The organism is Geodermatophilus arenarius (assembly GCF_042654585.1).
GTDB classification, from domain to species: domain Bacteria; phylum Actinomycetota; class Actinomycetes; order Mycobacteriales; family Geodermatophilaceae; genus Geodermatophilus; species Geodermatophilus arenarius.
This window is the reverse complement of record NZ_JBHSGR010000003.1, coordinates 48,777-61,321: the sequence shown is the minus strand read 5'-3', so window position 1 is coordinate 61,321 and position 12,545 is coordinate 48,777. Positions and strand designations below refer to the sequence as shown.

Annotated in this window: 12 protein-coding genes and 1 tRNA gene; 8 read left to right on the top strand and 5 right to left on the bottom strand. The window is 73.4% G+C overall.

The annotated features are described in order from the left end of the window. Positions 1 to 32 precede the first annotated feature (32 nt). Positions 33 to 437 (top strand): PaaI family thioesterase, encoded by a 405-nt coding sequence (locus tag ACFO3M_RS04085; RefSeq protein WP_387986690.1) that lies wholly within the window; start codon positions 33 to 35, stop codon positions 435 to 437. Positions 438 to 480: 43 nt separating this feature from the next. Here the strand turns inward: ACFO3M_RS04085 and ACFO3M_RS04080 are convergent, their stop codons facing one another. Further along, positions 481 to 1,092: a GNAT family N-acetyltransferase gene (locus ACFO3M_RS04080; RefSeq protein WP_387986688.1), complete on the bottom strand. Its 612-nt coding sequence runs from the start codon at positions 1,090 to 1,092 to the stop codon at positions 481 to 483. A 344-nt stretch (positions 1,093 to 1,436) separates the two neighbouring features. Here ACFO3M_RS04080 and ACFO3M_RS04075 point away from each other — a divergent pair, with 344 nt between their 5' ends. From ACFO3M_RS04075 to ACFO3M_RS04055, 5 genes are all read left to right on the top strand, one after another. After that, positions 1,437 to 2,687, top strand: coding sequence for a branched-chain amino acid ABC transporter permease (locus ACFO3M_RS04075; RefSeq protein ID WP_387986685.1), 1,251 nt, complete (start codon positions 1,437 to 1,439; stop codon positions 2,685 to 2,687). 4 nt (positions 2,688 to 2,691) lie between these two features. Next, the gene (locus tag ACFO3M_RS04070) at positions 2,692 to 3,690 is read left to right on the top strand and encodes a branched-chain amino acid ABC transporter permease (RefSeq protein ID WP_387986684.1); all 999 of its coding nucleotides are present in this window, start codon (positions 2,692 to 2,694) and stop codon (positions 3,688 to 3,690) included. Then, positions 3,680 to 4,693 (top strand): ABC transporter ATP-binding protein, encoded by a 1,014-nt coding sequence (locus tag ACFO3M_RS04065; protein WP_387986681.1) that lies wholly within the window; start codon positions 3,680 to 3,682, stop codon positions 4,691 to 4,693. The genes ACFO3M_RS04070 and ACFO3M_RS04065 overlap by 11 nt, the downstream gene beginning before the upstream one ends. Next, positions 4,690 to 5,547, top strand: a complete 858-nt coding sequence (locus ACFO3M_RS04060; protein WP_387986679.1) for an ABC transporter ATP-binding protein — start codon at positions 4,690 to 4,692, stop codon at positions 5,545 to 5,547. Before ACFO3M_RS04065 ends, ACFO3M_RS04060 begins: the two co-directional genes overlap by 4 nt. A gap of 87 nt (positions 5,548 to 5,634) precedes the next feature. After that, positions 5,635 to 6,054 (top strand): DUF7712 family protein, encoded by a 420-nt coding sequence (locus ACFO3M_RS04055; RefSeq protein WP_387986676.1) that lies wholly within the window; start codon positions 5,635 to 5,637, stop codon positions 6,052 to 6,054. A gap of 77 nt (positions 6,055 to 6,131) precedes the next feature. On the opposite strand, the gene ACFO3M_RS04050 is transcribed toward ACFO3M_RS04055, so the two are convergent. Together ACFO3M_RS04050 and ACFO3M_RS04045 are read right to left on the bottom strand one after the other, a co-directional pair. Further along, positions 6,132 to 7,466, bottom strand: coding sequence for an ABC transporter substrate-binding protein (locus ACFO3M_RS04050; protein ID WP_387986673.1), 1,335 nt, complete (start codon positions 7,464 to 7,466; stop codon positions 6,132 to 6,134). Positions 7,467 to 7,616: 150 nt separating this feature from the next. Beyond that, on the bottom strand, positions 7,617 to 8,231 hold the full coding sequence (locus tag ACFO3M_RS04045) for an ANTAR domain-containing response regulator (protein ID WP_387986671.1): 615 nt from the start codon (positions 8,229 to 8,231) through the stop codon (positions 7,617 to 7,619). Between the two features lie 78 nt (positions 8,232 to 8,309). Between ACFO3M_RS04045 and ACFO3M_RS04040 the strand changes: the two genes are divergently transcribed. Continuing rightward, positions 8,310 to 8,383, top strand: a tRNA-Leu gene (locus ACFO3M_RS04040). 193 nt (positions 8,384 to 8,576) lie between these two features. After that, positions 8,577 to 10,238: an aminotransferase class V-fold PLP-dependent enzyme gene (locus ACFO3M_RS04035; RefSeq protein ID WP_387986669.1), complete on the top strand. Its 1,662-nt coding sequence runs from the start codon at positions 8,577 to 8,579 to the stop codon at positions 10,236 to 10,238. Here ACFO3M_RS04035 and ACFO3M_RS04030 read toward each other — a convergent pair. Further along, complete coding sequence (locus tag ACFO3M_RS04030) at positions 10,216 to 11,091, bottom strand: acyl-CoA thioesterase (protein ID WP_387986667.1); 876 nt, start codon at positions 11,089 to 11,091, stop codon at positions 10,216 to 10,218. The genes ACFO3M_RS04035 and ACFO3M_RS04030 overlap by 23 nt on opposite strands. Beyond that, positions 11,088 to 12,503, bottom strand: coding sequence for a pyruvate kinase (pyk, locus tag ACFO3M_RS04025; protein ID WP_387986664.1), 1,416 nt, complete (start codon positions 12,501 to 12,503; stop codon positions 11,088 to 11,090). The genes ACFO3M_RS04030 and pyk overlap by 4 nt, the downstream gene beginning before the upstream one ends. Positions 12,504 to 12,545: the final 42 nt, after the last annotated feature.

Sequence of the window (12,545 nt, the reverse complement as noted above, 5' to 3'; positions counted from 1 at the left end):
GGGCCGGCCCGCCCGCGGTTACGGTGCCCGGCGTGACCTCCGCTCCCCCGGACTGGCTGGCGCCCGGCGCGGCCAGCCCGCTCGACGACAAGCTCGGCATCACGATCGTCGACTACGACCCGGCCCGGCTGGTGGCGACGATGCCGGTCGAGGGCAACCAGCAGCCCTTCGGCCTGCTGCACGGCGGGGCCACGTGCTCGCTGGTCGAGACGATCGGCTCCTGGGCGGCCATGCTCAACGCCGGCCCGGGGAAGAAGGCCGTCGGGGTGGAGCTGAACGCCAGCTACCTGCGCGCGGCGACGTCGGGCACGGTCACCGCCGTGTGCACCCCGGCCCGCGTCGGCCGCACGCTGTCGACGTTCCTCGTCGAGGTCACCGACGACCGGGGGCGGACCACCGCCACCGCGCGGCTGACCTGCGCGATCCTCCCGGCCTAGGCGAGGACCCCGCGGCTCCCACCGCTCGCGAGCCCGCGGCGGCTCAGGCGGGCAGCGCCCGGGACACCGGGCGGCGGCGCGGGGGCCGGGGCAGCGGGACGCCGCCGCGCTGCCAGGCGGCCAGCGACCGGGCCAGCGTCTCCCGCGGCACGATGCGGCGGGTGGTGAGCGGCGCGAAGCCCATCCGCGCGAAGAACCGCTGCCGCTCGGCCTCGTGCCCGCCGACCGCGGCGACGACGTGCTCGGCGCCGACCTCCGCGGCGTGGTCGGCGGCCGCGGCCAGCAGCGCCGCCCCGGCCCCGCACCGGCGGTGGTCCCGGTGCACGACGAGGTTGTCCACGGTGACCTGCGGGACGCCGAGCACCGCCGACAGCGGGTCCAGCCCCAGCACGGCCAGCCCGACGGCGACCTCGCCCGCGGTGGCCGCGGTCGCGGCGTTGGCGCCGGGCAGCACGGCGAGCACCACCCGGTGCGCGGGGTCGGCCAGCAGCCGGCGGAAGCCGGCCGCCGCGGCCGCCCCCGGTGTCTGCCCGGTGAGGACGCCCTCCGCGTGCGCCTCCGCGCGGTGCTGGCGCACCAGGGCGAGGACGGCGGGCAGGTCGTCGGGGCGCGCCGTTCGCGTGACGACGCGGGACCGCTGGCCGGTAGCAGACACGTGAGCCCTCCCTGGACGGCGCCGCCGAGCGTGCACCTCCCGCGACCCGCGGCCACGCAGACGCGCCGGTCCTGGGACGGGAGTGATCACCAGGACGGGTGCGTCGGCGCGTCGCGCTTCGGTCACAGTGCAGCGACGAGGGAACGGGGACGCAACACGCCTGGGTTACCGTCACGCCTCCACTGCCCGCGTTGTGTCGCGCGACACCCACCGTGCCGATCGACGCCACGCCCCCAGAGCAGTGCCACGAACAGGGAGGTTGTGTGAGGCACCCGTCAGCCACTGCCGGGCCACCTCGGCCACACCGGAGCGCGATCCGCCCGGGCCCGGGGACCGCCCGGAGGGTGCTGCTCCGGCTCCTGCTGGTGCTCGTCGCCGCCACCGGGCTCGCCGTGCTGGTCCCCGGCGTCGCCGGCGCCCAGGGCGAGCAGGTGCTGGGCACGCTGCAGACCAGCCGGTCCGGCCCGATCGAGGACGTCCAGGTGACGGTCACCACCGCCGCCGGGGACGAGGTCGACACGGTCGAGACCGACGAGAACGGCCGCTGGTCGGTCGACCTGCCCGGCCCCGGCGACTACGTCGTCACCATCGACGGCGACGACCTGCCCGAGGGCGTCGAGCTCGCCGGCGCGGACAACCGGGCGGTCACCGTCGACACGGGCCGGCGGGAGCCGGTGATCATCGGCCTCGAGGACGGCAGCCGCGGCGAGGGCGGGAGCACCGTCCGCGCCGTGCAGCTGCTGGTCGACGGCATCCGCTTCGGCCTCCTGATCGCCATGTGCGCCGTCGGCCTCTCGCTGATCTTCGGCACCACCGGACTGACCAACTTCGCGCACGGCGAGCTGGTCACCATCGGCGCCGTCGCCGCCTGGTACGTCAACGTGTCGGGAGGCGTCCCGCTCATCGCGGCGACGCTCATCGCGATGGTCGTCGGCGCGGCCGTCGGCGCCCTCAACGAGCTGGCGCTGTGGCGGCCGCTGCGCCGCCGCGGCACCGGCCTGGTCGCCGCCCTGGTCGTGTCCATCGGCCTGTCGCTGCTGCTGCGCTACCTCATCCAGATCATCTACGGGGGCCGGTCCAGCCCGTACCAGGTGGCCACCGGCCGCGCCGTCGACTACGGCCTGTTCACGCTGACCAACCGGGCGCTGATCTCGATCGTCGTCTCGATCGTCGTCCTCGTGCTGGTGGCCGTGATGCTGCAGCGGACCAAGATCGGAAAGGCGATGCGCGCGGTCGCCGACAACCGCGACCTCGCCGCCTCGTCGGGCATCGACGTCAACCGCGTCATCCTCGTGGTCTGGATGATGGGCGGCGCGCTGGCCGCCCTCGGCGGCGTCCTGCTCGGCCTGTCCGACCAGGTGCAGTGGGACATGGGCTTCCGCCTGCTGCTGCTGATGTTCGCCGGCGTCACCCTCGGTGGTCTCGGCACCGCCTACGGCGCCCTGGTGGGCAGCCTGATCGTCGGTGTGTTCGTCCAGATGTCGACCCTCGTCATCCCGAATGACGTCAAGTACGTCGGGGGGCTCCTGCTCTTGATCGTCATCCTCGTCATCCGGCCCCAGGGCATCCTGGGCAGCCGGGTCCGGATCGGCTGAACCCGTGGGCGACCTCATCGACGCCCTGGCCGTCGCCCTCAAGGCCGGCCTCGGGTTCCAGGCGATCTTCTTCGCGCTGCTCGCCATCGGCATCAACGTCCAGTTCGGCTACGCCGGCCTGCTCAACTTCGGGCAGATCGCCTTCGCCCTGCTGGGCGGCTTCGGCATCGCCATCTCGGTGAGCCAGTGGGGGCTGCCCTTCTGGGTGGGCGTGGTCGTCGGCCTCGCCGCCGCCGTCGTCCTGGCCCTGCTGCTCGGCCTGCCGACCCTGCGGCTGCGCGCGGACTACCTGGCCATCGCGACCATCGCGACGGCGGAGGGGCTGCGGCTGCTGTTCCGCTCGGTGTCGGCCACCCCGGTCACCAACGGCACCCGCGGCCTGTCCGCCTTCAACGGTGACTTCATCGCCCTCGCCCCGTGGGCGACCAACGAGCGCTACCGCATCCTCGGCACCAGCTGGTCCGGCGGCGAGCTGTGGGTCACCCTCGTCGGGTGGGTGCTGGTGGCCCTGTCGTGCCTGCTGGTGTGGGCCCTCATGCGCAGCCCGTGGGGCCGCGTCCTCAAGTCCATCCGCGAGGACGAGGACGCCGTCCGCGCGCTGGGCAAGAACGTCTACGTCTACAAGATGCAGGCGCTGGTGCTGGGCGGGATCATCGGCGCCCTCGGCGGCATGGTCTACGCCGTGGGCACCGGGTCGGCGGTCCCCGACCAGTACCAGAACGCCAACACGTTCCTGGCCTACGCCGCCCTGATCCTCGGCGGTGCCGCGCGGGTCCTCGGGCCGGTGGTCGGCGCCGTCATCCTGCTGTTCATCCTGCAGTTCGCCGACACCGGGCTGCGGCTCCTCATCGACAACGGGATCATCCCCGAGGGGCTCCTGTCGTCCACGGACGTGGCGCAGATCCGCTTCGTCCTGGTCGGGATCGGGCTCATGCTGCTGTTGGTCTTCCGGCCGCAGGGCATCTTCGGCGACCGACGAGAGGTGATGCTCGATGCCCGCTGACAACACGCCCGCCGGCGCCTCCGCGGCGTCGCTGGACAAGGGCGGCTCCGGCCGTGCCCCGCAGCGACTGGCCCAGGCGGCACTGCGCGACGTCCCGTGGGAGGTCGGCGTCGCCAAGCCCGACCCGGCGATCGTCGTCGACGGGGTCACCCGGACCTTCGGCGGTCTGACCGCGGTCGCCGTCGACCACCTCGAGGTGCAGCGCGGCGGCATCACCGGGCTGATCGGGCCGAACGGTGCCGGCAAGACGACGCTGTTCAACCTGCTCACCGGCTTCGACCAGCCCAACACCGGCACGTGGAGCTTCGACGGCCGGCCGCTGGGCAAGCTCGCGCCGCACCAGGTCGCCCGGCTCGGCGTCGTCCGGACCTTCCAGCTCACCAAGGCGCTGTCCCGGCTCACCGTGCTGCAGAACATGCTGCTCGGTGCCCAGGGCCAGCGCGGCGAGAGCTTCCTGCGGGCGCTGGTGCCCGGCACCTGGCGGTCGCAGGAGAGGGCCAACACCGACAAGGCCATGGACCTGCTCCGGCGGTTCAAGCTCGACGCCAAGAAGGACGAGTTCGCCGGCACCCTCTCCGGCGGTCAGCGCAAGCTGCTGGAGATGGCGCGCGCGCTGATGAGCGACCCGAAGGTCGTCATGCTCGACGAGCCCATGGCCGGCGTGAACCCGGCGCTGACGCAGAGCCTGCTCGGCCACGTCAAGGACCTCCGCGAGGAGGGCATGACGGTGATCTTCGTCGAGCACGACATGGACGTCGTCCGCGACATCAGCGACTGGGTGGTCGTCATGGCCGCCGGCCGGGTGATCGCCGAGGGGCCGCCCGAGTCCATCAGCCAGAACCAGGCCGTGGTCGACGCCTACCTCGGCGCGCACCACGACGCCCCGCTCACCGTCGAGGAGGAGGACCAGGTCCTCGCCCAGGCCGAGGCGCAGATCGCCGCCGAGGAGCACGGCGGCGGCGAGGTCCTGGGCTCCGACACCCGCAGGGAGACCGACCGATGAGCGAGCCGCTGTTCCGGGTCGACGAGTCCGGCGAGGACGTCACCCGCGCCGACGAGGCCGCCGCGGGCACCGCGGAGCTGTCGCCGGCGGAGAAGGCCGCCACCCGCGAGGAGCACCTGCGCCTCGCCGAGGGCGCCCTGGTGCGCGCCGACGACCTCGTCGCCGGCTACGTGCCGGGGGTCAACATCCTGCGCGGCGCCGACTTCTACCTGCAGGACGGCGAGCTCGTCGGGATCATCGGCCCCAACGGCGCGGGCAAGTCGACGCTGCTCAAGACGCTGTTCGGGCTCATCCCGGTGCGCTCGGGGTCGGTGAAGCTGCGCGGGGAGGACATCACCTCCGCGCCGGCGCACCGGCTGGTGTCCATGGGCGTCGGCTACGTGCCGCAGAACAACAACGTGTTCCCCTCGCTCACCATCGAGGAGAACATGCAGATGGGCGTCTACCTGCGGCCGAAGACGTTCAAGGAGCGTTTCGACTACGTCATCGACCTCTTCCCGCTGCTCGGTGAGCGGCGCAAGGGGAAGGCGGGCGCGCTCTCCGGCGGCGAGCGGCAGATGGTGGCCATGGGACGGGCGCTGATGATGGACCCGTCGGTGCTGCTGCTCGACGAGCCCTCGGCGGGCCTGTCCCCCGCCTACCAGGACGAGGTGTTCATCCGCTGCCGGCGGATCAACGCCACGGGGGTCTCGATCATCATGGTCGAGCAGAACGCCCGGCGCTGCCTGCAGATCTGCGACCGCGGCTACGTGCTCGACCAGGGCCGCAACGCCTACACCGACACCGGCCGGTCGCTGATGACCGACCCGAAGGTCATCGAGCTCTACCTGGGGACCCTCGCCAAGGCGCAGTGACCGCCCGAGGCCCCCTGACGAGGCCGGCGTCCCCGAGGGGGCGCCGGCCTCTCGTCGTCCGGGGTGCGGACGGGTAGGACCGGGTCCGTGAACTGGACCTGGGACCTGCGCGGCCGCGACGGCGGCATGAACGGCCTGGACTTCTGCCGGGCGCTGACCGCCGGCGGCTTCTCCCGCGTGCTCGTGCACGCCGCGCCCGCCCGCCTGGCGGTGCGGGTCACCGCCGACGACGACACCGTCGTGGCCCGCGGCGACGCCGACCGCGACGGCGACTACTCCCCCGTCACCCTGCTCGAGCTGACCGACGGCGGCCTGCGGCGCAGCGAGGTGTGGCCCGACGAGAGCCACCTGGGCCTGCCGGTGCTGCTGCCCGGTGGGGAGGTCGGCGTCCTGCTGCGCTGGGAGCACGCGCCCGACCGCAGCTGGTGGCGCTGGGCCGTGGAGTTCTCCAACCACCGCGGGCGCCCGGCCGACTGGGCGCCCGAGGGCCAGTCCCTGCAGCGCTGAGCACACGACAGCGGCCCGGCACCCCGCGAGGGGTACCGGGCCGCTGCCGGGACGGGGACTACCTCACCGCCGCGGGGTCACCGCTGCGGGCCGACGCCCTGGTCGTTGAGGCCCTGCAGGATCCGCGAGGACTCCTCGAACCCGATGACGACGATCGCGTCGGGGTTGAACTCGGTCATCTGCTGGACCTCGGCGTCGAAGTTCGCCGCCTGCGGGTCGTACGTCACGCTGACGATGTCGTCCTCGGACAGGCCCGCGCTGACCAGGTTGTTCTTGGTGTTCTCGGCCAGGCCCGTGCCGTAGGGGTCGTTGAGCGCGAGGATCCCCACGGTGTTGTTGCCGTCGGCGATGATCAGGTCCGCGAGGGCGCGGGCCTGCAGCGTGTCCGGCGGGGCGGTGCGGAAGTACAGCCCGTTGTCGTTGTAGTTCGTGAACTGGTCGGACGTGTTCGCCGGCGAGAACTGCAGGACACCGGCGCCGGTGATGGCGTCGATGACCGTCAGGCTCACGCCGGAGGACGCCGCACCGATGATCGCGTTCACGCCGGACTGCAGCAGCCGGTCCACGGTCTGGGTGGCGGTGTCGGTGGAGGCGTCACCGGAGTCACCCTCGACGAGCTGGACCGGCTGGCCCAGGACGCCGCCGGCGGCGTTGATGTCGTTGACCGCCAGCTTGGCGCCGGCGACCTCCGGCGGGCCGAGGAAGGCCAGGTTGCCGGTCAGCGGCAGCAGGGTGCCGATGACCAGCGGGCCGCCGGTCGTGCCGGCCGGCGCGTAGGCCGGGCCCTCGTCGGTGGTGGCGTTGGCCTCGTCACCGGCGATGACGTACTCGGTGGCGTCGCTGTCGAGGGCGTTGTCGTCGCCGAACTGCAGCAGGCCGAAGCTGGCCGCCGCGGGCTCACCGGCGTCGGTGAAGGCCAGCGGGCCGGAGATGCCGTCGTAGTCGACGTTGCCGCCGTTGTTGATGATCTCCAGGCAGGCGGCGAAGTCGGTGCACTTGTCGCCGCCGGTGGTCATGCCGTTGACGTACGCCTTGAAGGTGTTGGCGTCGTTGGTGCCGGCCGCCTGCGCGGCGAGCGCCGTGACGATCACCGCGTCGTAGGTCTCACCCGCGTAGTTGTAGTCCTGCAGGTTGGGGTCCACCTCGAGCAGCCGGTCGGTGAACTCCGGGCCCAGCTCGGTGAGGGGCGTCGTGCCCCGCATGCCGGCCAGCGCGCCTTCCTCGGTGAAGTCCTCACCGAGGGCGTTGCCCATGTTGCCGTCGGTGCCGTAGATGTTGACCTGCTTCTCGCCGCCGCCCGAGGCGTCGCCGCCCGAGCCGCTGCCACCGTCGTCGCCGCCACCGCAGGCGGTGAGAGCGACGAGCGCGGCGGAGGTGACGGCGATGCTGCGGGCGTAGGTACGCGTGCGCATCCAGCAACTCCCAGTTGTCGTACGTCGGTCCGGCGGGCCCCGGACGTGCCGGGGCCCCGTCAGTCCGGTGAACGTAACTGCTGGACACGGGGATGGATGCGGGACGGTTGAGACCGTGATGGGGTCGTGACCTGCCCTGTTCCGGCCGGGTTACGCGTTCCCCCGGGAGGGTGCACCCTCCGCAGCAGCCTCGTCCGTGGCGAGGATCCGCTCGGCGAGCGCCTTCATCGACGTCCGCTCGTTCATGGCCGTGCGCTGGATCCACCGGAAGGCCTCGGCCTCGGTCATCCCCTGCTCGGCCATGAGCCGGCCCTTGGCCTTCTCCACGACCTTGCGGGCCTCCAGCCGCTCCTCGAGCGTGCGCACCTCGCCGTCGAGCGCGGCGATCTCGGTGAACCGGGCGCGGGCCACCTCGATGGCCGGCACGAGGTCGTTCTTGGAGAAGGGCTTGACCAGGTAGGCCATGGCGCCGGCGTCGCGGGCCCGCTCGACCAGCTCGCGCTGGCTGAAGGCGGTGAGCACGATGACCGGCGCGATGCGCGCCGAGGCGATCTGCTCGGCGGCCGCCAGCCCGTCGAGGACCGGCATCTGGATGTCGAGGATGACCAGGTCCGGCGTCAGCTCCCGGGCGCGGTCGACGGCGGTCTGCCCGTCCCCCGCCTCGGCGACGACGACGTACCCCTCCTCCTCGAGCATCTCCTTGAGGTCGAGGCGGATGAGGGCCTCGTCCTCGGCGATGAGGACCCGGGTCGGCTCGCTGCTCACGCGGAGGAGCCTAGCGACGACGGCTGGGAGTGGCGTCCCGGTTAGGCTGGCCGGGTCGTGACCTCGGTCGCGGCACCTGCCCCCGTACCCCAATCGGCAGAGGGAGCGGATTCAAAACCCGCGCAGTGTGCGTTCGAGTCGCACCGGGGGCACTCCGACATCGCGGTCCTCCGGACCGCACCGCGGCCGGGTGCCGTCCCCGCCGCCGCGGAGCCCGTCCCGGCGCTCGTCGCGGAGGCCTCCGGCCCCCACTCCTCCCACCGCCTCGCGGGGCGGCTCACGACCCGACGGGAGCGGCTCACCTCCTGCCCGCTCGGACGGAGGAGCGCCGCATACGGTGTCGGGGTGAGCGAGCCCGTGCCCCACATGACCCCCGAGCAGTTCCGGCAGCACGGTCACGAGGTCGTCGACTGGATCGCCGACTACTGGGCGCGCATCGAGTCCTTCCCCGTCCGCTCGCGGGTCTCCCCCGGCGACGTCCGCGCGGCGCTCCCGCCGTCCGCCCCCGAGCGGGGCGAGCCCTTCTCCGCCGTCCTCGCCGACCTCGAGCGGGTCGTCCTGCCGGGCGTCACCCACTGGCAGCACCCCGGCTTCCTCGCCTACTTCCCGGCGAACACCTCCGGCCCCTCGGTGCTCGGCGACCTGCTGTCGGCGGGCCTGGGCGTCCAGGGCATGTCGTGGGTGACCAGTCCGGCGGCCACCGAGCTCGAGCAGCACGTCCTGGACTGGCTGGCCGACCTGCTCGGGCTGCCGGAGGCGTTCCGCTCCACGGGCAGCGGCGGGGGCGTCGTGCAGGACTCCAGCTCGGGGGCCAACCTGGTCGCCCTGCTCGCGGCGCTGCACCGCGCCAGCGGCGGGGCCACCGTCCGGCACGGTGTCGTGCCCGAGGAGTACACGGTCTACGTCTCCTCCGAGACCCACTCGTCGATGGAGAAGGCCGTCCGGATCGCGGGCCTCGGCACCGACGCCATCCGGGTCGTGGAGGTCGACGGCGACCTGGCGATGCGCCCGGCCGCCCTCGCCGCCCGGCTGGAGCGCGACACCGCCCGCGGGCTGAAGCCGGTGCTGGTCTGCGCCACGGTCGGGACGACGTCGACCACCGCGGTGGACCCGCTGGCCACGATCGGGCCGATCTGCCGCCGGTACGGCGCCTGGCTGCACGTCGACGCCGCGTACGCGGGCGTGAGCGCCGTCGCCCCGGAGCTGCGGCACCTGCAGGCCGGCGTCGAGGAGGCCGACAGCTACACCACCGACGCGCACAAGTGGCTGCTCACCGGCTTCGACGCGACCCTGTTCTGGGTCGCCGACCGGGCGGCGCTCACCGGCGCGCTGTCGATCCTCCCCGAGTACCTGCGCAACGCCGCGACCGAGGCCGGCGCGGTCGTCGACTACCGCGACTGGCAGATCGAGCTGGGCCGCCGGTTCCGCGCGCTCAAGCTGTGGACCGTGCTGCGCTGGTACGGCGCCGAGGGGCTGCGCGCGCACGTCCGGTCCGGTGTCGCGCTGGCGCAGGAGCTCGCCGGCTGGGCCGACGCCGACGACCGCTTCGACGTCGCCGCCCCGCACCCGCTGTCGCTGGTGTGCCTGCGGCCGCGCTGGCCGGCCGACGTCGACGCCGACGTCGCGACCATGACGCTGCTGGAGCGGCTCAACGACGGCGGCGAGGTCTACCTGACCCACACGACCGTGCGCGGCTCGGTGGTGCTGCGGGTGGCGATCGGCGCGCCGGCGACGACGCGGGCGCACGTCGAGCGGGCCTGGGCGCTGCTGTGCGAGGGCCACGACTGGCTGGCCGCAGACTTCGCCGAGCAGGCCGCCGAGCGCGCCCGCGCCGAGGCCGAGCGCAAGGAGGCCGAGCGGCGGGCGGCCGAGGAGGAGGCGGCCCGGCGGCACGCGGCCGAGCAGGCGGCCGCCGGGCAGACGGTGGTGCCGGAGGCCCCCGAGGAGGCCTCGGCGGAGGTGGAGCCGGCCGAGGTGGTGCCGGCTACTCCCCCAGTGACCGGATGAGCCCCTCCTGGGCCACCGTGGCCACGTGCCGGCCGTCGGCGGTCCAGATGCTGCCGAAGCACAGCGCGCGGCCCTCGGAGGCGGCCGGGCTGTCGGTCTCGTAGAGGAACCACTCGTCGGCCCGGAACGGCGCGTGGAACCAGACGGCGTGGTCGAGGCTGGCGCCGACGTAGCGCCCGCCCCACCCGCCGCCGACCCGCGCCAGCCCCGCGGACAGCAGCGTCAGGTCGCTGACGAAGGTCAGCGCCGCGGCCTGCACCCCGGCGTCGTCGGGGAGCCGGCCGGCCACCCGGAACCAGGCGTGCGACTGGGTGGCCGGCGGGGTCTTCGGCTCCGGCGCGAACGGGTTGACCAGCGGCCGCTGCTCGACCGCGCGGCTGATCTCCAGCGCCGGCGCCGCCAGGTCGCCGTACCCGGCGGCGTGGTCGGCCAGCGACAGCAGCTCGTCGGGCCGCGGCACCTCCGGCATCGGCCGGGAGTGCGCGACGACGCCCGGCTCGCCGGCGTGGAAGTCCGCCGTCAGCGCGAAGACGGCGACGTCCTCACCGCGCCGGGTCTGGCAGGCGATGACCCGGCGGGTGGAGAAGGACCGGCCGTCGCGGATCCGCTCGACGGTGTAGCGCAGCTCCTCGTGCGGGTCGCCGGGCCGCAGGAAGTAGGAGTGCAGCGAGTGCACGCCGCGGCCGCCCGGCACCGTGCGCGTGGCCGCCATGAGCGCCTGCCCGGCCACCTGCCCGCCGAAGATGCGCTGCAGCGTGGTGGTCGGGGTCTGCCCCACGAAGACGTCGGGCGAGCGCTCCTCGAGGTCGAGGACGCTCATCAGCGCGGCGGCCTGGGTCCCGCCGCCGGTCACGAGTCGGTGCCGACTTCGTGCACCCGGATGAGGTTGGTCGACCCGACCGTGTTCGGCGGGCTGCCGGCCACGACGACGACGCGGTCGCCGACCTTGAGCCGGCCGATGGACAGCAGGGAGAAGTCCACCTGCTCGACCATGTCGTCGGTGTGCTCCACCGAGGGCACGAGGAAGGTCTCCACGCCCCAGGACAGCGCGAGCTGGCTGCGGACCCGGCCGTCGACGGTGAAGGCCAGCAGCGGCTGGCGGGGGTGCAGCGCGGCCAGCCGGCGGGTGGTCTCGCCGGTCTGGGTGAAGGTGCACAGCGCCTTGACGTCGAGCGCCTCGCCGATGTCCCGGGCCGCGCGGACGATCGCGCCCGAGCGGGACCGGGACCGGCGGGTGATCTCCGGCGCGCGCGCGTCGGAGCTCTCGACGGCGTCGATGATCCGCTCCATCGTGCGCACCGCCGCGATCGGGTAGCGCCCGACCGAGGTCTCGCCGGAGAGCATCACCGCGTCGGCGCCGTCGAGGACGGCGTTGGCGACGTCGGAGGCCTCGGCGCGGGTGGGCCGCGAGTTAGTGATCATCGACTCGAGCATCTGGGTGGCGACGATGACCGGCTTGTTGCGCTCGCGGGCGGCCTGCACGGCGCGCTTCTGCACCAGCGGCACCTTCTCGAGCGGCAGCTCCACGCCGAGGTCCCCGCGGGCCACCATGATCCCGTCGAAGGCCTCGACGATCGCCTCCAGGTTCGCCACCGCCTCGGGCTTCTCCAGCTTGGCGATGACGGGGACGTGCACGTCCTCCTGGCGCATGATGTCGCGGACCAGCTCAACGTCGGCGGGCGAGCGGACGAACGACAGCGCGACGAAGTCGACGGACAGGTGCAGGGCGAAGCGGAGGTCCTCCTCGTCCTTCTCCGACAGCGCGGGCACGCTCACGGCGACGCCGGGCAGCGACAGGCCCTTGTTGTTGGAGACCTCGCCGCCCTCGACGACCAGGCACCAGACGTCGGGCCCGTCGACGGAGACGACCGACAGGGCGAGCTTGCCGTCGTCGACCAGCAGCCGGTCGCCGACGCGGGCGTCGTTGGCCAGGCCCTTGTAGGTGGTCGAGACGCGCTCGGCGGTGCCGTCGACGTCGTCGACGGTGATGCAGACGCGGCTGCCGGTGGCCCAGTGCACCGGGCCGTCGGCGAACGTGCCGAGGCGGATCTTGGGGCCCTGCAGGTCGGCCAGGACGGCGACGGCGCGACCGGTGCGGTCGGAGGCCTGGCGCACGTGGAGGTACGCCTTCTCGTGGTCGGCGTGCGACCCGTGGCTGAAGTTGAGCCGGGCGACGTCCATGCCCGACTCGACCAGGGCGGTGATCTGCTCGAGGGAGCTGGTGGCCGGGCCCAGGGTGCAGACGATCTTCGCGCGGCGGGACATGGGGAGAACGCTAGTGCGCCGCCTCCGGCGGATCGGACAGGG